The sequence below is a fragment of the Vibrio sp. 10N.286.48.B8 genome (genome assembly GCF_003050085.1).
GTDB lineage: Bacteria > Pseudomonadota > Gammaproteobacteria > Enterobacterales > Vibrionaceae > Vibrio > Vibrio crassostreae.
On the sequence record NZ_PIGD01000026.1, the window covers coordinates 23,119 to 48,778 of the forward strand.

Consider the following 25,660-nt stretch of genomic DNA (forward strand, 5'->3'; position numbering starts at 1 on the left):
TACCATTGAATAATGTGTCCCTGGCAATTAATTAACCCTTAAGATTAAAAGGATTAATTTCAAATGTATTGTTCCATTATCCGAAGGGAAAAGAATCTAACCTAATACTGATGATTTGATGAAGAGACGCTAACGTAAACAACTTACCGCGCCAGTTAAAATAAAGCTGTGCGTACTTAAACCTTATGCACACACTTGAGCAATGTTTTCGTCAAATTGAGAATGACAAGCGAAAAAAGAAGCAATCATCAGTGAATTTGGTAAATACTACCTTATACTGACAATTATATATTGATCCTCTATGTAACATTGGAGTTACTAGCATCTAATTCCATACCCTACTCGTTCAATAATAAGATGATTAACTAAACTAGGTTCTCTATGTTTGCAAACAAAAAAACTAGCCCAACATATCTAATATGTCTTTCTTTTATTCCCAGTGTCTTGGCGCTCACTTTTTTGTATCTCAGTTTTGGCCGTTCACTGGATGAGCAAGCAAACCAGAAAGCAATGAATATTGTTCAAGAAGTAGATGAGATTCTTGAGTTTGGTAAGGAGACCAACACGAGTGCTTTAAAGCTATTGCAAAGCTCTAATACCTGTGAAGACGAGGCCCTCGCCCTTAGACATCTTGTAGCAACCATACCTTACGTACGAAGTGCCAATCTAGCGAAAGACAATGTAATCTTCTGCACCTCTATCTGGGGTGAAAGCAATTACAAGTATGATCCTACCGCATACACTTCAGGACAATTACTGCTGCTTAATGGAAGTAACGTTGATACTTCTCACCCTCTTATCGTGGTGAGGTCAACGTTGGATGATCACGCGGCATTAAGTGGAATTGATAGCCTTTACCTGAGAGAGTCGCTCACTTCAGACAGCAAGTTACGGTCATTTATTGCAGTCGGTGATAAGTGGCTTGATAGTAAAGAGTTGACCGTAAAAACAAACCCGGTAGAAAAACTCATCTCTTGGCATCAAGTATCATCAAAACAGTTTCCTTATAGCGCACACGCAGGTTTTGCTTACCCTAATATGCTAACGGCATTCTGGGTCAAGGATAAGCAACACATTGTAGCCATCATACTGCTGCAAACTCTGTTTGCCCTTTATCTTGTGTGGCTATCAAGGCGTCCCTCTAATCTATACCTCGAAATCGAACGAGCAATGGAGAGGAAAGAGTTTGTCCCGTACGCTCAGCCGATTGTGAATAGTAAAACTCATGCAATACAAGGCATAGAGATTCTATTGAGGTGGAAACACCCAGTACAAGGTATCGTGAGACCAGATCTGTTCATTCCTAAGGCTGAAACCTCTGGTCTTATTGTACCTATGACACACCAATTGATGCGGCTCACAGCTATGCAAATTAAGCCTTTCATAGACAAGCTACCTAACGGTTTCCATGTGGGTATAAACATCTCACCCCAGCACTGTTCGAAAGGCACATTGCTGAAGGCGTGTCAGGAATTTATCGATATTATTGACTGTGACGACGTTACTCTAGTTCTAGAACTCACAGAAAGAGAAGCACTAAACTACTGCGATTTAACGGATGATATTTTCGGGAAAATCAAGGCGCTCGGATGCAAGATAGCAATAGATGATTTTGGTACGGGCCACTCCTCTTTGGTTAACTTACAAAAAGTAGACCTCGACTACCTAAAGATTGACCAAACCTTTGTCCGAGACATTGGCGTTGACACAATAACAGGCCACCTGCTTCAAAACATGATCACCTTGTCGCACGACTTATCACTAGATGTTATCGCGGAAGGCGTTGAAACAGTGCAACAAGCCGATTATTTAAAAGAACGAGGCGTCAACTACCTACAGGGCTTCTTGTTCGCTAAACCAATTCCACTTGAAGAGTTTTTGAATAACCAAATAAGCCATTGAGAATAGCTAAACAAAGCAAGCTGAGAGTATTTGTCTATTGCTCTCAGCTTGTAAAAGATGCATCAACCTTTAAGTAACTCAATAAATCTCGCCGGGCTTCCTCCTGTCATCATCTTAAACATATAAATAAATGATGATGGGGAGTCATAACCAAGCTCGGAAGAAGTCCCGCTAACACTTTTCCCTTTTATCATTACAGCACGAAAACTCGAAAAAATTGGAGCATTTTCATTACTTGTTGAAGGCGTCGATGCGCTCACAGCTCGAGAAATCACCCGAATGTGATTGTCAGGTGTTAGTGACCGAAGACATGCTTGGTTTATTCACTGAATACACACCTAAGTTTGTCAAAAAGTACATCGACCTAAGCCAGCTAATCAAAACATCATTTAGTGAATATGAACAAGAAGTGAGAAATGGGGCATTCCCTACTCGTGAGCATTGCTTCGATTAATTTGCCTGTTCATTGACACTCTGGGTGCGGAAAATATCAGCGCTAGATCAAACAAAATGTGCATATATCGGGTATTTCCCGTTCAAATATCACACTTTCCCAATTACAAATTTGCAACATCTACAACATAATGTTCATATTCAACCGTCTGCATAACCTTGTAGAATATCTTTACTATGAAATAAGGGCTTTTCATTTGTAATGATTCTTCTCGTTTGTATTTGCCACCCTTCGGGGTGGCCTTTTTTTATTAAAGCCTCAGGTCGTTATTATGTGTTCTCAAGTGCTCACACCGAACTAACTCTACGAAACTATCAATAAAAACTCTTATCTATTAATGCTTTACACACCTTTAGGCTATCTAATATCCTATTCATCTAACTAAAAGTGAGGACTTATCATGTTAAAGTGGACCATATTATTTTTACTACTCAGCACCACAACTTACGCAGCGGCTTCACTAGATCCATTAGGCAATGGAAATATTCTTTAGTATTTAAGGACTCACTTAACTAATTAAGTCTATTACACTAAAACATACAACTTTCGAATAAATAAAAACAAAGTAACAAATTATACTTATGGTATTCCTAGCAGTTTTACTTAAATAACAATGTTTCAGAGGCGCTCTGCTGCCTACTCGTTGTATATCCAGCTAATAAACTCGCAGGCTATTTATGTATCATACTTTAAATATGTATCAGAGAATTTATAGCGCGAAGATACAGCTTACTCTCCCACTCTCATATACCGCCACTAGAAAATACCCATAGATTTCGTAGCTTATTAAAAATTACGTAAATATGCAGCGTCAAAGAAATGATAAGCGACAATTGGCTGACTAAATATCTTCAAATAATTAATCCACGCTATAACCATACACTCAATATATGTCGCTAGTTCCTTATAAATAGTCATTCAACTAATCATTTATAAAATATTAGTTTGCACAGCTGTCAACACAATAAAAATAACTATAATCGCGCAACTCTTTAACAAGTCGACAAAGGTATTTAAACAAAGCGTCCTAACTTACTCGTATTCATCCCAAGATTTGAATACACAATTATTCTGCTCAGAATCATTGACCGCTCGCAACAAAACACCTGATTCCAATGTTGGTTTCAGATAAAAATAAAGTGACGGTTGAGTTAGAAAGAAATATCAATCACACAATCAAGAACACAGGTCAGCTCATGCAAAACAAGAACATTAAGAAACACACTATTTCAATCGCAGCAATGCTTGCTATAGCCCTTACTGGGTGCGGTGGTGGCTCAAGCGGCGGTGGCTCGAATGGAGGAGGCTCAAACGGTAATGGCTCAATTGATCCGGCACCGCTCGTTAAGCTTCCGGCCCTCAAATCACTGAGTATTCCCCAAACCAACTTTCAGACAATTGAGCCTTCTAATTTTTACATTGAGCCCGCAAGCAATACGGCATTAAATATGATGGCATACAAAAATTCACAAGGTGACGACCACATATTCGAAGTTGCCTTCCAGCCATGCGAACAATGTGATCCCCCCGTAATGCCCACGGTTACACGTGTCTTCGATATCAACCAAAAGTACACCATGTTCAATATGAACAACTCAACGGTTGCTTGGAATGGTCAAACGTATCATGGCAATTACCCTGTCATCATGGACAAACAAAGTGGTCAGCTCTATCCCATCGTGATTGATGGTAATGTATCGGAATTTGACGCCCAGTTAGCCAACGAGAGTCCATTTCTTAGCCAACAGAAACAAGGTGATTTAATACCAAATACTACACTATATAGCTTTGACATTACAGACGACGTTCATTGGCATACATATGGAATCTTCAAAGCGGTACTAGAAAACAATGCCTTTGTCTTCAAGACGTTAAAGAGTCATGCGCGTGCCGATGAGCGAGACATGCAGATAGATGCACAAGGTAACATTCTTGTCAACTATCAAGATCCACATACATCTACAAATCATGCAATAAATTTTAATCACTATGCCTATATTAAAAATTCAGATGAATATCAGGAACTAGACTATCACGATACTCATTCGCGTTATGATTCCTTCAGAGTGGTTGATGGCAAGCTAGCAGGGATCGACCATGCAGAGCGAAACTACTTTTCATTTGTTAAACCAGAGGGAGACAAGTTAGTCTCGACGATAAGCCAATACGATATTACGAGTTCTATAGGCAACACAGTTAACACTAGCAAACGCAGCCCACAAATTAATGGTTACGATATGAATATTGGTTGTGTCGTTAATAAGCTCAATGAGAATAGCTACGATTACGTTGGGGAAAGTGAGCTTATAGAGAGAAGTCGCCCCTACTCTTCATTCGATGCGTTGAGAGCCTCGCAACATACCCTGTTTTGCGTCGATTACAATGAATCTTGGGTTAAGGAAGGGGTAACAGTCAAAGTATCGGCATTTGATACTGAGACTGAAACATTCTACGACTTTGATACCGGTATAGAGCTTAACAAGGATTTTTACGCACCAGACGTTGATAAATTAACCGCTATCGATGGCGCTGTCGTACAATCTGATCAAACGGTCATGCTGTACATGAATCGAGTCCACAGTGACGAGATCGTAGAGTTTTACATCAACCCAATTTTAAAGACGGTTGAGCAAAGAACTAATCATGGCTTTATATCTCCTACTGGGTTCGCTTCTTTAAGCCACTAAGGTTGAATGCTTTCCTCCACTAGTTTATGGGAGCCGTTCTCTTAAACCTACCTCACATCATGCCTGCTCATACAGCAGGCATTTTTGTACTAATCAAAACTAACGGACGCATGGCGATTCAGGAGCTTAGGAGGAAAGAGTTACCGGATAACATAGCTGAACAATTTGTGGAAAATGGTAAGCTAATTAGTATCTTGTATGACTGGGCATTTAAACCCGTAGAGCGATATACGCTCTGGCTGAACCATAAAGGTGAACACCTAAAATAAAAGCGCTGCTTGATTATCTCACTCAAGAATTGAAATGACCGGACGCCAATAATGAACACCATTTACCAAATCAGTGATTGCCACCTTTCAGATGAATCCAGCTATGAAAACCTGCGAAAAGCACTGGAATACGTCAATAACGATCAAGAATGCGAAGCTATTTTCCTAACAGGTGACATTTGCTGTAACCCCAAACCCGGTAACTATGTTCACTTAGAAACGTTCATTCGACACCTTACCAACAAATCTATTTATGCGATTGCAGGCAACCATGATGACTCTCGCTTAATGCGTGCAGAACTTAAAGGTTCGACGATCTGCGTGACCGATAGAGCCAACGTTTGTGGGCGTGAATTTCTATTTCTCGATTCGAGTTTCAAACCCAAAGACAGCGTTCACCCGCTCGGTTCAGGACGTATCAATAATCGTGGCCTGGCCCAGTTAAAGAAGCAACTGAGAAAAGCCAGCCACCCTATCCTTGTTATTCACCACCCTATCATCCCTGTCGGTGCCGATTGGATGAAAGCAATCCGTCTTGAGAACGATTTTTACATGATGAAGGTGCTTCAGAAATATGGAGTACGAGAGGTGATTTGTGGTCATGGGCATGATCAAATAACAACGACACAACAAGGCATGACCCAGTATATGGCACCTTCTACAGCTTATGGGTTCGACCACTCGATTGAGGAGTACAATCGCAATGATAAGATTGGATTAAGCAAGCTCTCCGTATCACAGTACTCATTTGATTATCTGGCTATCTACCTTTGAATATGTGCGTTTGAACTTACGCGCTACAACTAACTTGTAAGCCATTCATCTAACACGGAGATGAATTTTGGGTTTATGAGATAACCAATAGAAGCGTGCGGGTTACTTTGCCCGTCACACACATTGAGATTGTAAATTGGATAAATGTCTTTCATTCCACCAGCAATCAAACCCAGTTTGAGCATCTCTTGAAAGTCATTTTTGATTTTGCTGTCATGAGAAATAAAGTCATCTTCAGCCGACAAGTTCACCCACCTATGAATATTTAAAGGGTACTTTTTCATGCCCTCTAAACGGCTCCCTTTCAAGCGCTCTTTTACACTCTCGTCGCCTAATGGTGAACCTAACGTAACCAGAAGATCGATCTTCTTTTTGGCGCCGTAAGCGTTTCGGTACTCACTGTAATGGGAGAGTTTCCATAACACGTCATAACTGATCATTGTGCCAAGGCTATGTGCGACGATCATCACCTCATCTTGGTTATCTAACGCCTCTCTCAGCTCCACCATTAATCGATACCTTACGTCGCTACCAAAGTAAGAGTCTTCATACCAATAATGAGTCATGTCGGGCGCAACTAATGCTATAAGTGGCTCTGCCATTTTCAAACGACTAAGCACTGAAGAAAAAGTATCCGCGAGCGCCTCTTGCAGGAACCCTGCCTTTGAAACTTCACCATATGTTTTCTTATTAAACTGATGGGACGTGTACCCTTTGAGATCGATCAAAGCCTGTTGTCGGACGAGCGGCTCTTCAGTTGGCTTGTTCAATAATGCGTTTGATAAGTCGCCAAAATACACGAAACGCTTCTCGATATTCTGGAAAGCTTGGAGTGAATCAGAACCTTTACAGTCACGCTGTAATCCATGTTCGATAGCATCGTACCACAATGATTGAAGCGACTCCCTGTCAGGCTTTTGCCCCCGACCGTGGATAAATATAATTTTCTTTGCCATACCTGAAACCTCGTGTTCACTACCGACATTAATCATCGGGCGGCTATTTTCCTGAAAATTAACGAGGATAGAACCGATTAATCTCGCCTCCCTTGTTTTATGCGGCCTACATAACTGAAATGAACCCTCGTTAAACATCAACTTGTCAGTTTTACCGCGTAAATACCCCATACATAAGGGCCTAGAATCACATCGGGAATACAGCTAGATCAGGCTTATCGGTGTCCTTTCCAAACACGCTAATTCCGATTCTGGCACGCTAAGATAAGCTCTAAGATTCGATGATGTACAATAACCACATATACTAGGGGGTAGTATTTTATACTCAGGGGGAGTATAGTTTTTTTTCACGCACTATCTCACAAACCACGGAAGAAGAGTTTCCATATGAAAGATGTTAAAGGTGTTTTCCGCAACCTAGAGAAGATGCTAAGAAAAACAAACTGGTTCGAGGATGGTTGGGAGATCTATAACCGTGGAGAGTACCTTCAGTTATATAAAGAGACTTGGTTCAACCAAAAACAGGGCGGTATCCACTTTGAGACCTTTATCGAAGGGCCTCAAATTAAGCAAAAGGCCTTTCCTGTTTGCATGCATGCGGAAGAAGACTGCCCTTCCCAAGCAGAATTTATACGCCAGTTTAAAGCACTAGAGAAAGCTCGCATTGAAAGTTGGAAAGGCTATAAAACCCAAGATAACAGTTACGGGATTTGCCAGAGAACCCTCCCCCTAAACTTTAAAAACCTAGAACAGCGTTTGTTCGAGGAATTCAACCGGCTGCGCTCACTTGAAGCCAGTGTAGAGAAAGTACTAGATAGGCTCTAATATGAAAAAACAGAAAAGCCCTTGTATTGATATGTGCGATTTTTCACACGACAAAGGGTGGTGTTTAGGCTGTGGTAGAACACGAGAAGAGTGTAAGGCCTGGAAATCAATGAAGCCTTACGCTGTTAATGTTCTCAAGAAAGAACTAGTAAAAAGAAAGGCTCAAATGAACCGCTAAAGCAAGCGCTATTTGATGTATGAATCCAATACTTTCAGTACCACTTCCATATCTTCTTCACGCTGAACTTTGTCATCTTCTAGTACCACATGCTCTAGAAGGTGACCTTTAATGACCTCTCTCATCAAGCCATTCACTGCGCCACGAATCGCTGCTATTTGCTGCAGTACGTCTTGGCACTGTTGCTCGTCGTTATCGAGCATCTTTTTTAAACCATTGACCTGACCTTGTATTTTGCTAACTCGGGCCTTTAGTTTTTTCTGATCTTTGGCTGTATGTGACATAACGTAGGTACTCAAGGTAATTAAAAACAAGCGGTTAACTTGTAATGTAGCACTTTAGCGATACTGGGGGGTAGCTTTTCAGTACCCGTTATTACGCCCCCTAGACAAGGGGGGGTAAATAACCTACTGATTTAATTTGCATGGTGCTGCAAGTGCTCGATAAAAGCAGGAACCCTCTTCGCAATATGTTTTCTTGAGGCATAAAACGCATACAGGACTAAGTCTGCGGGCTGATATTCGAGCTCCACGATTTCTAATTCACCAGCTTCAACCTCTTCACGACAGAACTCAACTGGTAATATCGCAAAGCCCAAGCCAGCCAATGACCCCGCCTGAGCAAGCTGGCCACTGTTGACCTTAAATGATGATTTGACTCGCTGCGTCACCGGTTCACCATGATCGTCTATAAATACCCAAGGCGTACCGTTCAATGCGGTAAAGCTACTGATACAAGGCACATGTTTTAGATCTGTAATCTGAAACGGTTTTGAGCAGGTTTGAAGAAGTTTAGGTGAAGCAACGACAACACTCGGCCAACGTTGGATTTCTTTAGCGATCCAGCTGTTGTCTTCTAACTTTCCTCGCTGAAAACTGACAATAACGTCAAAGCCATCAATCAAGTTCTCTTTTGGGCTAATGCTGGTATCACAACACAGTGATATCGAAGGGTACTGGTTGCAAAAGGAAATGACAGCTTGTGCTAATTCGACAGAGTCCGGCATTAAGATGTTTAATTGTCCCTGCACCTCTTGAGAGTGTTGTGTGACCTCTTCTATCGCCTGATTGAGCTTATCCAACAAGGGCTGCGTACGCTGATAAAGATGCTCTCCAGCTTCCGTTGGAGCAATACGACGCGTAGTTCTCACAAACAGTCTTACGTCTAGTTGCTGCTCTAACAACGCAATATGGCGACTGATATTTGAAGTCGGTAAACACAGAAACTCTGCCGCTCTTTTGAAGCTATTGTTCTCATAAACACAATGAAAACTCTTTAGCCATTGCTGATCAATTTTATCCAGCATATACCCTCACTAATAATCCCACATTGTTGGATTATAAAGCCAAATATTGACACTTTATTACCAAAATCAGGCTTATACAATATTCATCATTCGAACGATGGGAATAAAGGTTATCCATGAGCTGGCTAGAAAAACTATTGAATAAAAATAACTTACAAAGTAATCGTAAAGCGTCGATCCCAGAAGGTGTCTGGATCAACTGCCCTTCTTGTACCCAAACCTTGTACCATATTGCACTCAAAGAAAACCTACAGGTGTGTCTAAAATGTGGGCATCACATGCGCATGACAGCACGTCTTCGTTTAGACACATTTCTCGATAACAGCGAGCGAACGGAGTTAGGTGATCAACATCAACCAAAAGATCTACTCAGCTTTAAAGACAACAAACGCTATACCGATCGACTAACCTCTGCACAAAAAAATACAGGTGAGAAAGATGCACTGGTCGTGATGAAGGGCGAGCTACTTGGAATCCCAGTTGTCGCATGTGCTTTCGAATTTGCTTTTATGGCGGGATCAATGGGCTCCGTTGTGGGCGCTCGATTTGTAGATGCAGTGAATAAAACAATTGAATCAAACTGTGCCCTGGTATGTTTTTCTGCGTGTGGTGGTGCGCGCATGCAAGAATCACTCATGGCGTTGATGCAAATGGCGAAAACCAGCGCTGCCCTAAAACGATTGTCTGAAGCCAAACTGCCCTATGTTTCGGTACTCACCGACCAGACCTTTGGCGGTGTCTCAGCCAGTTTAGCCATGCTGGGTGACATCAATATCGGTGAACCTAAAGCGAGAATCGGTTTCGCGGGCCGAAGAGTCATTGAACAAACGGTACGGGAAAAACTACCCGATGGTTTCCAACAGAGTGAATTCTTACTCGAACATGGTGCTTTAGACATGATTGTAAATAGGCGTGACATGCGTAAAAAAGTGGCAAGACTTATAGCTATGATGACCAATACCACTCATCAAAAAGCATGAGCTGTAAGAGCGAAGGCGCTTAATATAGAGCAGCTCTCAGCTCTATTTATATTTACCAGAATTGATTTAACCACTGCCCCACTCGATTACTTGTTCAGAGGGGGCAGTGTAACCTAACAGCTCAGCATCACTGCGGACACGAGTACAAGGTCAATTATACCGTGGCACTCTTATTTTGAAGATATTCAAGGTATTGATTTAAAACCTCTATATCATCAGACCGCTCGAGTGCTTTTGGATGAGTTTTACGAATCGTATCAATGCTATTTTTCACATCTAAATATGATAAAACGGCTTGTTCGGATTCGATGGACGGTTTGACGTAAGCCTTAGTCCCCTCGAGCACATTGCTTAAATCTAAACGGCTCTCGTTGAACATTTGTTTCATTATCACTGCAGACTTAACCATACCAGAGCGACCATCACCTAACGCACAATGGACTAACACATTCCCTTCGCGTGTACTCAATAAGTCCAGAACCCGATTCGCTAGACCATCGATATCTTCACTTGAAGGCTGTGTAAGGGCTTTGATAGAAAAGAAGTCCTTGATATACGTCGTCTTGTTAGAGATATACTCGATATTGTGACTCGCTAATTGCTTGGTTAGCGATACGATCTCTCTTGCCGACATGCCAGAATCAAGGGAGATCAATGCCGCGACATTGTTACGTTTCAGGTTCTCACAAAACGTCATCAGCTGCGCGCCAGTAGAATAGTTTTTATTAGGTCGGCCAATCGAACCAATTCTAAGCTCGGGGTGAATGTGGATGTTCTCAACTTTCCCCTTGGTGTTAGTAGCCTTTTGAACGACAGTTTTTTTGAATATCGGCTTCTGAACACCTTTTATCTTGTGCTTTGCAGGGGTAGATTGGCTAAACTTCGTGCCACTCCAGTCTACCTGGGTTGGTACAGTACCGAACTTTTTGATTTTTACTTCAACGGGAATCCCCAGCTTCGCCGCGGCAATAAACCTGTGCTGTCCATCCAGAATATGAATGCGGCCAGTTTGTGGGGAACGCCAACCAGAAATCAAAATCGGTTCATCCGCCTGCCTTACTATAGAAACCTTTTCATCGATGATAGATTGAAAAACTTCAGGCTGAGCTGGCAATGGAATCTTATTGTCCGATACAACTTTCCCAACGGGTCCTTTTCCATTAAAACACCAGTCAAACGTTTCAAGTACAACGTTTCCAGAAGAGGCACCGTAAGCACTATTCACTTTAAAGCTGCCCGCCCCACCACTTAAGCCCATCGTTTTGATGGTTTCTAAACGTTCACTGGTTTCTTTCATGAACTTGTACTTTTTAATCGCTCTTATCTTATTTTTTAGATCGCCGATGGCATCGCTCGATATAAATTTAGAACGACGTATAAATTCGTCAGAGATATCGTTAACAACGCTTCTCATGAAGGCCGTTTTAGATAAACGAATCACTCTGATATTTTTCACTACACAAGCATTTACAATAACAGAGAGATTAACATCCAACGCCTTAGCGATCGGGGAAAAAATGGGAATGATGTCTGCTAGAAGTACAATTGAATCAAGCAAAATCGATTCAACATCTTGAATATCTACCTCATAATCAGGATCATTTATCATCTTCTGCGCGACTTGTAAGAACGGAACCTTGTTGTTTAATGCGGCTTCCATTGAGCTTTCAGTAAACAGAACTTCCTTCATTTCGACCAATTTGTCGCTCAGAGATAACTTAAATTCATTCGCAACCAGATCTTTCAAAAGATAATTCTCTTGGAACTGTTTTTTGGTGCCAACCTTTTTAAACGACTGAGCAATCAGGTTAAACTTAAGGAGCGTCGTCTCTTGTACTGCGTCCCACATAAAGTTATCAAATCTATGATTGCGCAATAAGAAAGGTTTAGGTTGCTCCTGAGTGTCGTCAAAACCTGTTGGAATGTTCAATTTTAAAAAGATAGCGTTTAACGCTTCGTAAGATACATCTTTCCAGTTCTCATCCGGTTTAGGTAACACTTCAATCAACTGAGTAACAAGCTCGTTATCGGCCCCACCTAGGTAAGTCACTCGGTGATGGAATGCAAATGTGCTGACTAAGAAGTGGCGATGGTTACTATCTTTCACGAGAACCACTCTGCCACTCATGCCTAGATGAGTTTGTAGCATCAGCACCGCTGGTTTTATCGCTAAAGTGATAGCCTCTGTCGTCGGTGCAGACATAAACAAATTAGCAAATAGAGCAATAAAAACCTTCACTGAATCATCACAGTTAGGAAATTTCTCTTCTACCAATCGATACGCTTCAGCAATACCCTCTGCTTTGCCGACCACATAGTCATCAAGAATATTTTTGATCGCATTCTTACTGTAGAAAGGCAATATGATATCTGCGGATGAAATGATGCTGACATTGCTATTCAAGTCACTTTGATAGATTGATTGATCACGAATCAGAGTGTTCAAATCTTGCTCGATATCAGAGTTTTTATAATCGACAAACTGCGCATAATATTGACTGTCCGAGTCGAAATTTTCTCTGCCTACTATCTTTTCAATAGCTAGAGTCGATTGACTATCATCCCCTTCCAGATCCATGACTTCAGAAAGTACACTGATTAAATTAATAACATCATTAAATCGTTCTATTACTGTAGGCTTTTCATAAACAATAATATCTTCTAGCGTAATAGCGTCACTGTAAAATAACGCCATGGTATCCATTACCTGAAACTCTAGACCATTCCTAGACTTATCTCGGATCAGTACCTTCTTAGGAATATTATTCTTTAATAAAATTTGGTCGAAGGTTTCGTCAAAATAATCCAACGAAGTGTTCATCTCATCAGATATTGCTGCCATTTTCGCCAAAGCTAAACGGAAAGCAGCTTTATCATCACCTTGAGAGAAAGCATGATAAATCTCTATTTCTCTCGTAGCATCATTAAGCACTTTAGTTATATTAAATTCATCTAAACTATCGTGAATATTTCCGCTTAACGCTCTTTGTACGATGCCGTTTACTTTTTTCTCTGAGATTTTAGCACCCGATTCCGGAATGAGCTTTATCTCCTCTTTGAAGCCAGTGCTGCTAATAGCGAACAGTACTTGCGACTTTTCTGCTTTAAGAAACGTGTAGATCAAAGCGCTTTCTAGCCTAAAATACAAACTGTTCTCATCGTACTTTAAACTTGTGATTGCACTGTTCAATGACTCCCCTAACAAGCCATCATTACGACGCTCGATAAGATCTTCGATATAAATCATTGTTCTCGCAATACTTGATTTCACAGCGAGGTTTCTAGATTTTTCATCACTTTTATAACGATAGCTGATCGTGTTCATCACACTTATTTTCAAGTTCTGTATGAAAATCAAGCTGTTTAGGTCGTTGATCTTACTGACTATATAGTGCCTTACGTAGTACTTATCATCGATAGCCTTGTAATCCTTTAAAGAAAGAGTTTCATACTCAGCAAGTTCCTTGTTAACAACCTCTAGAATTTGAGACATTTTTTGTATTTTTTCTAGGTTGCTATCACTATTTGAGCATATACCTTCAATTTCTTTAATATCCACATCTCTATGTGAACTACTTAATAACACAAGCTATTTCCTTATTGATATTTTAATTGGGATATTGATGATAACTTACATTATATGTTTTTTTAAATAACTTTAATTATTTAAGGTTTTGGTAAATTAGGAATAGTAAAATTAGAATACAACTAATTTAGAGATCAACTTAATTAGAAACTAGTTTATTAGAAGAATATAAAAAGGGATTACACATTAAATGTCTATAAATTTTCTAATTATCTTCAAACATGCATTTTAGGAGTTTTATATAAAAAATCAGGTAAGATTATGTCGTCATTCCATGGCCAAATAAAATAAAAAGAATATGGTTATAGGGGCTGAATTGTAGGTGCTAAAACACATCGCATAGAGAAGTCGTTCTATTAGTCATAGAATGACCTCCAACATTTATGCAGGCCCTCCTATTGAAAGGAGGGCCTTCGTAGCTATAGCGTCCCTTGTAACTATACCGTCCCTTGTAACTATCGCGTCCCTTGTCTAACTTCTTGCTCTCTACCGTTTAAGTCTCTATCAGAGTCGCCGTATAACACATGAACGGTACCGTCATTGTTGTTACCGCCGCTGCCTAGGTCTTCAAATGGAACACCTATGACGAGATCGTCCTTGTCATCACCATCAAAATCTCCAGCCATCAAGCTGTAGCCAAACTTGTCGTCCTTTTCGACGCTACCAGTGATATTGTTTTTGTTTTGATTATATTCACGGCTTCCACTTAATCGTAAACCGTTACCAGAACCAAAGAACACATCCACTTTGCCTCCATTGTCCTTACCCGCCAAGTCTTCCGTTGGTGAACCAATAGCTAAGTCTTGATAACCATCACCATCAAAGTCTCCGGTCGTTAATGCGAAACCAAACTTATCATCTTTTTCAGCGGAGCCATGCACACCAGACTTGTCTTGGTGAATCTCACGAATGCTATTTCTTGAAGGGCCATTGCTTGTGCCTCTGAGCACGAAAACATTTCCGTCATTATTGTTTCCGCCAGAGCCCAAATCCTCGTATGGAACACCAATAACGAGCTCATCAAGGCCGTCATTATTAAAATCACCAGCTGCTAGCGTGTAGCCAAAATGGTCGTTCTTTTCAGCACTGCCAGCAAAACCACTTCTATCACCATGGTAAAAACGATACTCCATCGTACCAAGACCTTGGGTGGTGCCAAAGAGCACAACAACCATCCCTTCATCATCACCATCACCTAAATCTTCATATGGCGCGCCAACCGCTAAATCGCCTAGCCCATCGCCGTTAAAGTCTCCAGCCGCTAACTCATGTCCAAAACGGTCATCTTTCTCTGCTGCCATGCGCTCTAAGCCGGAGTTATTTTGGTGGAACCTACTAATACGCTTCTTACTTAGCCCATTGCTGGTGCCATAGCTCACATAGACTACGCCTGCATTATCTTTAGAGCCGATATCTTCATATGGAGAACCGATGGCTAGATCATCATAACCATCCCCATCGAAGTCATGGCTCGCTAATGCGAAGCCAAACTTGTCTTCTTTTTCTTGCTTGCCCTTACTAATATTGGCTTCTTTTAATAATTGATAGCCTGAAGTAGTGAGTCCTTTGTTACCTCCATACAGCACAGTGACCATACCAACATTAGATTTCCCATCGATATCTTCATTTGGGGACCCAATGGCAACATCATCAAAACCATCATTGTTAAAATCACCGCTCGCTAACGCAGAACCAAACAGGTCACCGCCTTCAGTAAACATGCCAGACAATCCGCTAGAGTCTTGGTGAAAACCTCGGGAACTCAACATACTCAAGCCTTTTGAAGGAAGTGAATCACCTCCGTAAACCACCGTCACTGCGCCGGCATCATTATCACCATTGATATCCTCAGTCGGGTAACCAACAAGCAAATCAGCCACGCCATCTCCGTTGTAATCACCACTAGAGAATACCTTGCCAAATGAATCGTCCTTTTCAGCTCGACCACGAACCATGACATCTCGGTTATTCAAATTAAAATCAATAATTTTCCTGTTTTTACCTTCAGAAACGAAATCTCGTAAAACAATGTTCGAACGGCTTCCCTTGTGGTAATGGTTGTAAAGCCAACCGATGGAGTTATGTTTCGCAGTTTTAGCATCATACTCTTTCAAGTTTGTCGAAAAGCCCGTCACGTTTTTGCAAAATAGATTAATACTTAAGGTACATAATGCTGTACTGGCCAGGGTTTCAGCCACACCTTTGAGAATTACCTCCGCAGTGGGAGTAACAATGTGCTGCTCCGTATATAGTCGATTGTTGTTTGCGCTTCGACTCTTAGCTAACTCCGACGAAATCCAATTTCCTATTTTATTAGGGTTTTGATAGATGTCCTCTTTGTAATAGCTATTTAGACGTTGGCGCGGCCAAAAACTGGCCCCACATCCAGACACACCTTTATCAGGTATAATAATTAAGTTTCCGGCTTTAATGAGATCTTTGTATTTAGATGTTGGTTTTAACTCATTTGTTATTAGATGCTTTGAGATGGAGTTGTTAGTACACAAGGATTGATAAAAATTATCAGTGTTAGTTACATTACGGACAAATGTAGACTTTATGATGACGATTTCGCCTCGGTTTTCATCTAAGAACTGGCTTACCTCATTTAAAATGTTGTCGATTTTTCCGTAAATAAGCGAGTGAGCAAAGTAATACTCCCCTCGGTCTTCATATATTCTCAAATCTAAAAAGCGTGTACCGGCATTCAACTGCTTTCTTACACTCAAATCTTGTGTCTCAGACCAGTCTCTTAGTTTCGAAAGTGGGAAATTAACGCCGGCTGCCTTTTTACTATAGTTTTGCGCGTCGTAAGCACCGCTATCGTGGCTCCCCGGAATAATAATATTGTTAAGCGGAGTATCTCGCCTTGTGTTACTGAAAAGATCCTCCATCCACCTCTCGGTGCTATAACTCAAGGCAGGTTGAGAATTCAAAGCGAGTATAGCCGCTAAAGCCAATGTCTTTATTTTCATTTTTTTAATCCATTAAAGTTCGATATGAGATATTTTTAGCTATGGCCATATCTACTATTGAGTGCATGACGTCCCATATACGAAGTATTTCCCGTCACTATAGAATGCTTATATCCACAATAATTAAATGGTTCTAACATTTAATTATTGATAAATAAAATATTATACAAGCGAGTGATAACAAATGTGAATGTTAAGGTTTTATTTATTCATTAGCAAGCCTATTGCAATCTGAATATTAGAAAAATTAATAATGACAACCAACTTAATAAGAATTCATTCTAAAGAGTATTAAGTGAAAATTTGTTCAAAAAACAACCCTACCTCTTGCATTAGTGCGTTCTAATTTAAACGATAATTAAGACTTAACATTAATAATGTTAATCAACATAAAACCACCTATTAAACAGTATTATGAAAGCTGGTAAAATATAGATAAAAAACTAAATACCCAAACAAAAAAGTGATTTACTAGTCATTAATCAACCTAGCCAAGATAATAAGGCTAACAACCTAATAATATTTTGTTACAATCCAACCGGTAATTATTACCTTTAAAACCAATACGTTATCAACCCCGAGCTTCATTATCAGCCCCTTGAATAGCTTTTCGCTCTATACATATAGGTATTTTATGTTTGGAATAAAACAAATAAAACTAGAAAACCAATTACTAAAAAAACAACTAGCCGAACTAAAAAAGAAGCATCAATCTGATATTAATGCTCTCGAAATGGAATTAAATAAGTCGCAAAACCTTGCTCAATCGACACATCAACAACATCGTAACAGCAGTGAAATGATGTCTAATTGCTTGAAAGGTGGAGATATGCTCAAAACTATTCAAAAAGAGATGGTTGAAAGTGCTAAATCTATGGCTCATGAAAACCAAGAGCTTCAACAGCTAGATGATATGTTTAAACAAACACATCAAGCATTGGTTCGCCTAGACAACCGAGCAATCAAGATCAGCGATCAGGCGTCTCAAAGCATTCAATCTGTGGATATATTGGATCATACGGCTGGTGCTATTTCTAACCTTGTATCAACTATTCAAGAGATTTCTGACCAAACGAACTTACTGGCACTAAATGCTGCTATCGAGGCCGCTCGCGCGGGTGAGGCTGGACGCGGGTTCGCTGTCGTCGCCGATGAAGTAAGAACCCTTGCAGGTAAAGCCAGCGAAGCCAGTGAAAAAATTGATTCATTGGTGAAACAAGTTTTGACTCAAGTAAATGCGATTAAAACCTCTATCGGTGAAAACCAAGTTTGTGCAGAAGAAGTTTCAGCATCTTCTGCACAAATTAGCTCAATTGTTAATGAAGTCGTCGTGAAGTCGGAAAACATGAAGCAAGTTATTCATATTGCTTCCACTCGCGCTTTCTTGGATTCGGTGAAGCTCGATCACGCCATTTGGAAAAATAACACCTATCGTTTACTCCAAAGCGGTGCCTTTAGTGAAACGATCAACACTCACTCAGAGTGTCGTTTAGGTCAGTGGTATTATCGTGGTGATGGCAAGGCTTACAACCACCTGAGAAGTTATCAATTGCTTGAAGAACCTCATAAACAGGTGCATGACAATGGTCGTAAAGCAATGAATCAAGCAGCATCTGAGGACATTGAAGGAACAATTAAATCAGTTAAAGCTATGGAAGACGCAAGTATCCAAGTCGTGTTCCAAATTGATCGTTTAATGAATGAAATTATAGAAACTGAATCAATGTAGTTTTTGTCGAGCTCATAGATACCGTTCAGACCAGAGATCCAACGAGTAGGTCAATCCCAAGCATCTTGATATCTTCAAATTTTATTCGTGGCACTCTATAGTTACAGAGTGCCACTAAATGATTGGATTCTTTTCTAAAGTTGGTCCATCTAACAAGTAAAAAACAAGGTATCCACATGACGTTTTCCCCTGCCATTCTACGTAAGATCTGGTACGACCCAGCCATCAATTTGGGGCTTCGTGCCACCAGCGCCATTGTACTATTTCTCGGTTTAGGCGTGTTGTTCAACCAACCCGCTATCGCCATAACTGCGCTGATGACAATGCCAGCCGCCTTAATTAGCGGGCTTGACGCTGCAGGCCCTAGGCGGTGGACGCGCTTTGCTATTACCGCCACCACTTGGGGAGCCACTCAAGCCATAAGTTACCTACTACTTATTAGTGGACTGCCTTTATGGATAACCTTTGGGGTACTTGGTGCCGTACTTGCTAGCGCTGCAGTCAATGGGCCATTTTGGGGGCGACTAGGCATGTCGAGCCTATTAATAGCCGTCGTCACCCTCTCACTTCATAATTCCAATTCAGTACTAAGCTTGTACCCTATGTTGGTACTCGGGCCTCTTACTTTTGCGCTGTTTAGTTGGCTTTGGTTTGCGTTATGGAAGCACTATGCGCTGCGTGTGTGTCTATCCGCAATTTACGAAACGTTGGCAGATTACATCCAATATCGCCAAGCATTCCTGCTAGGTAGCGAAAATGATGCACCGAAAAGACGCATCAAATACCAACTCATCGAGTTGTTCCAACAGGCTCTTCAATCCGAATCTTTTCGATCTAAGCAAGCAGATGCTAGTTCACTCCGACAAGCTTTGTATCTCGCTCTCGATACGTTTGAAGTGATACTCAGCAGCCACACAACGAATCCCGATCTAATGAACCAATTTCAGTCCAGCAAATACAAGCGAGACTTGCTATTGGTTTGGAGCCAACATTGTCAGCAAAGACTAAGACACAAAGCCAAACAGCTTCTACACAACACTAACGAAGAGATGAGGCACTTAAGCTCATTAGAACAAGAAGCCAATGACTTGATTGAAGCGGTCAAGCTCGAAGACCAACCCCGTTTTCGTTATTGGGCATACGCAGTGAAGCACATTTCCCGTCGTATTGAGCTTAATGAACCCGCTTATGAACGCTCTTTTGAAGTTCAGCCGTTCGAATTGTCTTTTCGCCTACCAAGCCGAGGCAACCCTATTTGGCGTCATGTTACCCGTGTCGGTTTGATGTTTTCCCTTGGTGCAGGAATTGCGGAATATTTTGAATTGATTCGCCCGGACTGGGTGCTGATTTCAATGCTAATGGTGATTCAACCTAGCTTCTTAGCAACACGAAGTAAAACATGGCAGCGCTGTTTAGGTACGGCGCTTGGCGTGCTATTCGCCACATCTTTGATTCACATTGGTGTGCCAACGACCGCGATGTATACGCTAATTGTCATTCTCTTGCCCGTCGCGATGCTTAATATCATGCGCCATTACTCACTAGCCATTGGTTGTATTACCGCGCTATTGATTTTGGTTTATCAGGCAATGGCACACCAAGGGCTCGACTTCGCAGCGCCACGTTTGATCGACAACATAGTTGGGGGCGCGATTGTCCTACTCGGTTATAGTTTGTTATGGCCTCAATGGCGAGGCAAAGAGATCCACAATCAAGCGTTAAAAGCGCTTAATAGTTCCAAAAACTTGTTTGTGTATTGCTACGAACAGCTACAAATTGACACCGAACAACATGACCATCTTGCATTAACTAAGCAACGTGCTGCCATGTTAACAGCAGAAAGCGACCTTGAACTGATTTACAATGAGATGCAGCAAGAGCCTAAGCACACTCGCACCAATCCTCACTATTACGAAGACATGCTGAGTCACTATCGATTATTGAGCCATTACCTCTGCTTGCTGATTCCACTTGTAAGAAAAGGCACCCAATACCAAGGCTCGCAACAAGTCGAAAGCTTGATTCATAATGCGATGGATGCGTTGATCAATACCATTCGTGATAACCGCATCCATGAACTGCCAGCGCTAACCAATCAAACCGATGCCGAGCACCCCACTTCTACAACAGGTCAACGCTCAGTCGAAGAAATCATCTGGTTGGCACTGATGACAATAAAGCAAATGCACGATTTAGTTAGGCGTAACTTAAAGCAATAACTTCGGTTTGTATCTGCAGATACGATTTCCATCTAGTTCGCCTAATTAGCCGACCTAACTGACTTAACCGTTTTCGTCAGTGGTTGAGAAAGGTTAAGTCGTATTTATGAATAAAATCAGAAAAGGTAACGTTTAATCAGGTCTATAGTTTAATAAGGGGTAATTCGACGCCAACACAAAAAGAGAAATTTATATGTTTCTACAATCAATAAGTAATTTTAGAGGGATTACCATCATTCTAATCGTCATGGGACATTCGTACACTTACGGGTTATCAAGTACAGGTGAGATTGGAAATGTTCTAAAAAACATAATAACAGGAGGCACGTCGCTCTTTGTTTTTATATCAGGTTATATGTTTTACCACGTATTCTACCCTCGCTATGGTTACAGTAAGTTCATTAAGGGAAAGTTTAAAAATGTAGGTGTGCCTTACTTGCTTCTTGGGAGCATCGCTGTTCTCGCTTACTATTTACTTAATTGGGGCTACTTTAATCCTGTTGAGTACATGGTTGATCCGGAAAGTGCGTATCGCAATGGCGTACTGTTTCAGCCATCAGATTCAGATGCCACCACCGCATTAAAGTACATGTTAACGGGGCATTTCCTCACTGCTTATTGGTATATCCCCTTTGTTCTTCTGTGCTTTTTAACTGCTCCTATGCACATGCTTTTTATCAAATCCACCCCAAAATTCCAGCTTATTATTATTTGTTCCCTTTCGATACTCTCTCTGTTTATACATCGTGCTGTTGAAGGGACTAATCCACTCCAGTCTCTAGTGTATTTTACGCCTATATATTTGATCGGAATTAGTGTGTGTATGAATAAAGATAAAGTAAGTCAGTACCTAGATAATAAAACGTTACTTTTATTGTTATTCGTTGTTGTAATACTCTCTTTTTATCAAAGTTACACTGGCATCAATGGCAACTCACATAAGCCCTTTTTTGAGTATGATGGGATAGATGTGGTTTTTATTCAAAAGATTGCCCTCATCTTTTTACTTTACGGCGCGCTTGAAAAATTGAGTTTTAAATCCAAATGGTTAGATACAAGCTTTGCGATATTTTTCATCCACCCTTGGTTGCTACTGATCCTCGAAATCGCAGACGCTAAATACTTCGGCGGCACCGTGAAAAGCGACTTTAACATTACTCTCTACATAGGAATCTGCAGCGGAATTGTAGTCACATCCGTTTTCTGTGCGAAAATAATGAAGATGGTATTTAGAGGCAGCAAAAAAACAAGATACTTAATCGGCTATTAGGCTAAAACGCTCTCTATTGCTCAATCTACACTGCACTTTAAAGGTCGCATTCAGTTACCCCCTTTTTCTAGAATCAATAAGAGATTCAAGAAAGTAAGACGTGCCCGACTGTATTCCATTGGATTACTGTATTTACACTAGCTTCTTATAGTTAAAATGCCGTATGGTACAAACCATAGAATTATAAAGACTTGCGGCCTTTGCCACAGAGACTCTCCATTTAAACGAAAAGACTGACTATGAATTTTGATATCAATGCACTGAAACACCACCAACTGGTCGAAGATGGTCAACTAGAAGGGTGCTACATTCATCAGCCTGTACAGGGTAGTCTGCCAGACGATAAAACGGTTTTAGCAGAGCGCCAAGCACTGGAAAAACTAGGTTATAAAGTCGTTCAAGTTAAAGCGAAGGGCGGAACAACAACCTTTGCTGAGGCTATGCAAAAATTCGCCAAGAAGACTGGTCATCAGACCAAGGACTAAGAAATTGGTTAGAGATAAGCACCCTGCCGATTAATAAGTCAGCAGGGTGTTTTTTTATTTACTGAGTGAGCTGACTAAACTTCGGCAAGTTCTTCACAAACCTCTGGTGTACATCCATATAAGTTTGCATATAGATTTCATCGATACGGTCGTTACTCGGGAAGCTCGATGAGAAATCAGCGTGTTTGCGGTCAATCGATAACTTCGCTGCTTCGATAATATGAGCAATGAACATGCGAGGATCTTCTAAGCCAATAGAGATACGCATTGTGGTTGGTCTGATGCCGGCTTCATTGAGAGCCTCATCGCTCAGCTCTGAGTGCGTGGTCAGTGCCGGACATAACGCGACTGTATTGGTTTGCCCTAGGCTCACTTGCATACCGATTGCGGGCTCAAGCATATCGAAGAACTGTTTAAACCCATCTCGATTGATTGGTGCGCGATGGCCGTTCCCTTCCATATCGATAGTAAACAGCGCCGCGGGTAATCCTAAGTACATGTTGTTCTGGCAATGCTCATAGTTATCACTGTCTGGCAAAGCAGGACACGACACATTGATGTCTGGGTGAGCATCAAAGATCTTTGCGAGAGTCAGTGTATTAATGGTTTTTTGCACCACACGCATCTCATAGGTTTTCATGCCATTGAGCACTTCAAACGCTTTGTCTGCATCTAAGAATGCGCCTTTAATGTAGTACACATTCCAAAACAACGTTTCGTTCCATGGAATAGTGACCTCATCGCCGTTAGGCTTAGTGCAAGTGACCTCTTCTCCTTTTGGAACAAACATGGTCTCGTTGCGGCCAATCACAACCCCAGCGGTTGTGGTGCCAGAACCCGCCAGTTCTTTGGTGTAGGAGTGAATCACATAGTCTGGCCTTTCCATCACATCATCGCGTTTTAGTACTGGGTGCAACAATGGAGTGCCGACTGTCGAGTCAACAATCACATCCCAACCACGAACGTGACCAGCTTTGCTTATACTCGCAACATCCAACACGTATCCATGCGGGTTACACGGTGACTCAAGGTAAACGTAGATCTTCTTACCCGCGGCGAGGCGACCTGCGTATTTTTCGGCAACCTCATCAAGGCGAGTCGCAAACTCATCTCCTGAGTAACCATCCACCCACTCTACCGCGATATTCAGATTCGACGGCTTGCCAAACCAATCTTCCAACAGCTGGTAAGAACCGCCATAGATGTTACGTGAAGCTAATACAATGTCCTCATACCCAAGCAAGTGACTCAACAACCCATCAATGGCCGCCATCCCAGAATTAAAGTTCCACGCGAGGTATTCGTTGGCTCGAGAGCCGGCCTCAATATCAACCATGTGGTTAGCCAGTGAAATCGATGTTGGGTTAAGCAGTCGAGAATAGATATCGTGCAGCGGCTCTTTACCGTTGAACGCATCTTCAATCCATTCTGTGCACGCAAACAAATACGTGGCAGTGCGCGTAATAACCGGGCTTGCCGAGAAGATAGCAGCCACATTATCGAAAATTGGATACGCACCTTTAGACGCAAAATTACCATTATTGGTGGCAATGGATTGGTAAGTGGCACGCATTGGGTTTTGCAGGTTGTCGAGGATCTTAGCGATCTGGAATGACAAGAAACGTTTCGCGTTAAACCAAGCAATTCGGTCACTCTTGTCGAGCTCTGAAAGGCCGTCGACGGTCAGTGCCCAAAGGTCGTGTGTTTTGGTATTGGCTTGGTACAGTGTCGTAGCCAGTTCAATCAGCGTGACGCCGTAATCACTGTTTGGGTCGATACCAAAGTGCTTTGCTTGCTCAATGGCTAGGGCTTCTGCTTGTTCATGTTTGGTTGTTTTACGCAGCGGGCTAAGTTGAGTTGAAGTATTCATAGTTCCTAAGTCATTCCATGCTTGTTGTTCCTCCTTTAATTTTAGTTTTGTGCAGATGTTAAAAATTGCTATTTGCGAAGTAAGACATACACTTTGAGCAATAATATTGCCAAACTGAATTCAATATTGATGGATTATGCCAATGGATGAGATCGACAAGAAAATACTGGCTGAACTGCAAAACAACGCTCGGCTGACGAATCAAGAGTTGGCCGATCGAGTGGCACTTTCTCCCTCCCCTTGTTTGCGCCGAGTTCGCTCATTAGAGAAGCAAGGGATTATTCGCGGTTATCACGCCTGTATCGATCAAGAAGCGTGCGGCCTGCCCGTGAATGTGTTTGTGTTGGTGAAGCTTGAAAAGCCTACCGAAGAGAACATGCGAGACTTTGAACAGCACATTGAAGCAATTGATGAAGTGTTAGAGTGTTTTTTAATGACAGGTAATCACGACTACCTATTGCATGTGGTGAGCGAGTCTCTCAAAAGCTACGAGCAATTCATCCGCAAGCAGTTAACTCGCCTACCCAATATTGCTTCAATTGAATCTAGCTTCGCGTTTGGGCAGGTAAAGACAAAAACAAAATTACCTGTAAGGTGAGTAAATCCGCGTTAAACCAAACTCAGAGACCATTTAGCCGTTTATTTGTGCTATTGCCACAAGTTGCGCCACTTTAAGATCTATTTGTTCTACAACCCCTCTTACAAACTGGGTCCTTTCGCTCCCTGACAGCTCTAGGGCGGCCGCCAGATTTGGGATAGCCCAATGGAGCCTATGGGGTACGTGAGAGCAAACCACGTTGACGCATCCGACAAATAAGTTGCACTGCTCGTTGCTCGATTGGTCACAAAGCGTAATCACGTAATCGAATCTTTCATTGGTCTTTTTGAATTCAAATACTGTCTTACTCTCGCCAATTATTGCAACGTCAAGCATGTTAGACAACTCATCTAAGAGAACTTGGGGGGTTGGTCCTGACTCAAAACCACAGCAGCTAGCGTGTATCATCCCATTAGATTGCAGCTCAACCATCGCTTTAGCGATAGCCGCTCTTACACCTTTCTTCACGCACACAAACAGAACTTTGACGGGAGTGGCATCCATACTTTAATGACCCTTTTTGTATTGGTTTTCTATATTAAACATAGATATTTAAGGAAGTTTTGCAATAACTCGGCTAATCAAAGGCAATAAGAA

At 41.5% G+C, this 25,660-nt stretch carries 19 protein-coding genes; 12 read left to right on the forward strand and 7 right to left on the reverse strand.

Annotated elements, in window-relative coordinates:
• Positions 1 to 381 precede the first annotated feature (381 nt).
• From CWO08_RS21435 to CWO08_RS21455, 4 genes are all read left to right on the forward strand, one after another.
• On the forward strand, positions 382 to 1,902 hold the full coding sequence (locus CWO08_RS21435) for an EAL domain-containing protein (protein ID WP_102479456.1): 1,521 nt from the start codon (positions 382 to 384) through the stop codon (positions 1,900 to 1,902).
• A 250-nt stretch (positions 1,903 to 2,152) separates the two neighbouring features.
• Positions 2,153 to 2,356 (forward strand): 3-methyl-2-oxobutanoate hydroxymethyltransferase, encoded by a 204-nt coding sequence (locus CWO08_RS21440; protein WP_219909164.1) that lies wholly within the window; start codon positions 2,153 to 2,155, stop codon positions 2,354 to 2,356.
• Positions 2,357 to 3,471: 1,115 nt separating this feature from the next.
• Complete coding sequence (locus tag CWO08_RS21445; protein WP_258185411.1) at positions 3,472 to 5,043, forward strand: hypothetical protein; 1,572 nt, start codon at positions 3,472 to 3,474, stop codon at positions 5,041 to 5,043.
• Between the two features lie 320 nt (positions 5,044 to 5,363).
• Positions 5,364 to 6,086 (forward strand): metallophosphoesterase, encoded by a 723-nt coding sequence (locus tag CWO08_RS21455; protein WP_108021058.1) that lies wholly within the window; start codon positions 5,364 to 5,366, stop codon positions 6,084 to 6,086.
• A gap of 29 nt (positions 6,087 to 6,115) precedes the next feature.
• Here CWO08_RS21455 and CWO08_RS21460 read toward each other — a convergent pair whose 3' ends face one another.
• On the reverse strand, positions 6,116 to 7,042 hold the full coding sequence (locus CWO08_RS21460) for a hypothetical protein (protein ID WP_108021075.1): 927 nt from the start codon (positions 7,040 to 7,042) through the stop codon (positions 6,116 to 6,118).
• Positions 7,043 to 7,429: 387 nt separating this feature from the next.
• On the opposite strand from CWO08_RS21460, the gene CWO08_RS21465 reads away from it, so the two are divergent.
• Positions 7,430 to 7,867 (forward strand): hypothetical protein, encoded by a 438-nt coding sequence (locus CWO08_RS21465; protein WP_108021059.1) that lies wholly within the window; start codon positions 7,430 to 7,432, stop codon positions 7,865 to 7,867.
• A 1-nt stretch (position 7,868) separates the two neighbouring features.
• A complete protein-coding gene (locus CWO08_RS21470; RefSeq protein WP_020477243.1) occupies positions 7,869 to 8,045 on the forward strand; it encodes a DUF1289 domain-containing protein in 177 nt (58 codons plus the stop codon).
• An 8-nt stretch (positions 8,046 to 8,053) separates the two neighbouring features.
• Here the strand turns inward: CWO08_RS21470 and rcnR are convergent, their stop codons facing one another.
• Entirely contained in the window at positions 8,054 to 8,329 is a 276-nt protein-coding gene (gene rcnR, locus CWO08_RS21475) for a Ni(II)/Co(II)-binding transcriptional repressor RcnR (protein ID WP_008223718.1), read from the reverse strand.
• A gap of 131 nt (positions 8,330 to 8,460) precedes the next feature.
• On the reverse strand, positions 8,461 to 9,351 hold the full coding sequence (locus CWO08_RS21480) for a LysR family transcriptional regulator (RefSeq protein WP_108021060.1): 891 nt from the start codon (positions 9,349 to 9,351) through the stop codon (positions 8,461 to 8,463).
• Positions 9,352 to 9,467: 116 nt separating this feature from the next.
• Between CWO08_RS21480 and accD the strand changes: the two genes are divergently transcribed.
• Positions 9,468 to 10,331 carry an acetyl-CoA carboxylase, carboxyltransferase subunit beta gene (gene accD, locus CWO08_RS21485; RefSeq protein WP_108021061.1) on the forward strand — a complete coding sequence of 288 codons (864 nt, stop codon included), beginning with the start codon at positions 9,468 to 9,470 and terminating at the stop codon, positions 10,329 to 10,331.
• Positions 10,332 to 10,485: 154 nt separating this feature from the next.
• Here the strand turns inward: accD and CWO08_RS21490 are convergent, their stop codons facing one another.
• Positions 10,486 to 13,917 (reverse strand): hypothetical protein, encoded by a 3,432-nt coding sequence (locus CWO08_RS21490; RefSeq protein ID WP_108021062.1) that lies wholly within the window; start codon positions 13,915 to 13,917, stop codon positions 10,486 to 10,488.
• 455 nt (positions 13,918 to 14,372) lie between these two features.
• Positions 14,373 to 16,892, reverse strand: coding sequence for an FG-GAP-like repeat-containing protein (locus CWO08_RS21495; RefSeq protein WP_108021063.1), 2,520 nt, complete (start codon positions 16,890 to 16,892; stop codon positions 14,373 to 14,375).
• Between the two features lie 634 nt (positions 16,893 to 17,526).
• On the opposite strand from CWO08_RS21495, the gene CWO08_RS21500 reads away from it, so the two are divergent.
• The 4 genes from CWO08_RS21500 (at position 17,527) to CWO08_RS21515 (ending at position 22,595) form a co-directional block, all read left to right on the forward strand.
• Positions 17,527 to 18,621, forward strand: a complete 1,095-nt coding sequence (locus CWO08_RS21500) for a methyl-accepting chemotaxis protein (RefSeq protein ID WP_102431294.1) — start codon at positions 17,527 to 17,529, stop codon at positions 18,619 to 18,621.
• 176 nt (positions 18,622 to 18,797) lie between these two features.
• A complete protein-coding gene (locus CWO08_RS21505) occupies positions 18,798 to 20,840 on the forward strand; it encodes an FUSC family protein (protein WP_108021064.1) in 2,043 nt (680 codons plus the stop codon).
• Between the two features lie 193 nt (positions 20,841 to 21,033).
• Positions 21,034 to 22,110, forward strand: coding sequence for an acyltransferase (locus CWO08_RS21510; RefSeq protein WP_108021065.1), 1,077 nt, complete (start codon positions 21,034 to 21,036; stop codon positions 22,108 to 22,110).
• A gap of 239 nt (positions 22,111 to 22,349) precedes the next feature.
• Positions 22,350 to 22,595: a hypothetical protein gene (locus CWO08_RS21515; RefSeq protein ID WP_108021066.1), complete on the forward strand. Its 246-nt coding sequence runs from the start codon at positions 22,350 to 22,352 to the stop codon at positions 22,593 to 22,595.
• Between the two features lie 58 nt (positions 22,596 to 22,653).
• Here CWO08_RS21515 and CWO08_RS21520 read toward each other — a convergent pair whose 3' ends face one another.
• Entirely contained in the window at positions 22,654 to 24,465 is a 1,812-nt protein-coding gene (locus CWO08_RS21520) for a PLP-dependent transferase (protein WP_102431296.1), read from the reverse strand.
• Between the two features lie 142 nt (positions 24,466 to 24,607).
• Here CWO08_RS21520 and CWO08_RS21525 point away from each other — a divergent pair, with 142 nt between their 5' ends.
• Positions 24,608 to 25,063 (forward strand): Lrp/AsnC family transcriptional regulator, encoded by a 456-nt coding sequence (locus tag CWO08_RS21525; RefSeq protein WP_017106082.1) that lies wholly within the window; start codon positions 24,608 to 24,610, stop codon positions 25,061 to 25,063.
• Between the two features lie 33 nt (positions 25,064 to 25,096).
• Here the strand turns inward: CWO08_RS21525 and CWO08_RS21530 are convergent, their stop codons facing one another.
• Complete coding sequence (locus tag CWO08_RS21530) at positions 25,097 to 25,567, reverse strand: hypothetical protein (RefSeq protein ID WP_102431297.1); 471 nt, start codon at positions 25,565 to 25,567, stop codon at positions 25,097 to 25,099.
• Positions 25,568 to 25,660 lie beyond the last annotated feature (93 nt).

Excerpts from the sequence above, each read along its gene's own strand:
- CWO08_RS21435 (WP_102479456.1), top strand. The coding sequence starts at position 382 with ATGTTTGCAAACAAAAAAACTAGCCCAACATATCTAATATGTCTTTCT.
- CWO08_RS21440 (WP_219909164.1), top strand. The coding sequence starts at position 2,153 with ATGCGCTCACAGCTCGAGAAATCACCCGAATGTGATTGTCAGGTGTTA.
- CWO08_RS21445 (WP_258185411.1), top strand. The coding sequence starts at position 3,472 with ATGTTGGTTTCAGATAAAAATAAAGTGACGGTTGAGTTAGAAAGAAAT.
- CWO08_RS21455 (WP_108021058.1), top strand. The coding sequence starts at position 5,364 with ATGAACACCATTTACCAAATCAGTGATTGCCACCTTTCAGATGAATCC.
- CWO08_RS21460 (WP_108021075.1), bottom strand. The coding sequence starts at position 7,042 with ATGGCAAAGAAAATTATATTTATCCACGGTCGGGGGCAAAAGCCTGAC.
- CWO08_RS21465 (WP_108021059.1), top strand. The coding sequence starts at position 7,430 with ATGAAAGATGTTAAAGGTGTTTTCCGCAACCTAGAGAAGATGCTAAGA.
- CWO08_RS21470 (WP_020477243.1), top strand. The coding sequence starts at position 7,869 with ATGAAAAAACAGAAAAGCCCTTGTATTGATATGTGCGATTTTTCACAC.
- rcnR (WP_008223718.1), bottom strand. The coding sequence starts at position 8,329 with ATGTCACATACAGCCAAAGATCAGAAAAAACTAAAGGCCCGAGTTAGC.
- CWO08_RS21480 (WP_108021060.1), bottom strand. The coding sequence starts at position 9,351 with ATGCTGGATAAAATTGATCAGCAATGGCTAAAGAGTTTTCATTGTGTT.
- accD (WP_108021061.1), top strand. The coding sequence starts at position 9,468 with ATGAGCTGGCTAGAAAAACTATTGAATAAAAATAACTTACAAAGTAAT.
- CWO08_RS21495 (WP_108021063.1), bottom strand. The coding sequence starts at position 16,892 with ATGAAAATAAAGACATTGGCTTTAGCGGCTATACTCGCTTTGAATTCT.
- CWO08_RS21500 (WP_102431294.1), top strand. The coding sequence starts at position 17,527 with ATGTTTGGAATAAAACAAATAAAACTAGAAAACCAATTACTAAAAAAA.
- CWO08_RS21505 (WP_108021064.1), top strand. The coding sequence starts at position 18,798 with ATGACGTTTTCCCCTGCCATTCTACGTAAGATCTGGTACGACCCAGCC.
- CWO08_RS21510 (WP_108021065.1), top strand. The coding sequence starts at position 21,034 with ATGTTTCTACAATCAATAAGTAATTTTAGAGGGATTACCATCATTCTA.
- CWO08_RS21515 (WP_108021066.1), top strand. The coding sequence starts at position 22,350 with ATGAATTTTGATATCAATGCACTGAAACACCACCAACTGGTCGAAGAT.
- CWO08_RS21520 (WP_102431296.1), bottom strand. The coding sequence starts at position 24,465 with ATGAATACTTCAACTCAACTTAGCCCGCTGCGTAAAACAACCAAACAT.
- CWO08_RS21525 (WP_017106082.1), top strand. The coding sequence starts at position 24,608 with ATGGATGAGATCGACAAGAAAATACTGGCTGAACTGCAAAACAACGCT.
- CWO08_RS21530 (WP_102431297.1), bottom strand. The coding sequence starts at position 25,567 with ATGGATGCCACTCCCGTCAAAGTTCTGTTTGTGTGCGTGAAGAAAGGT.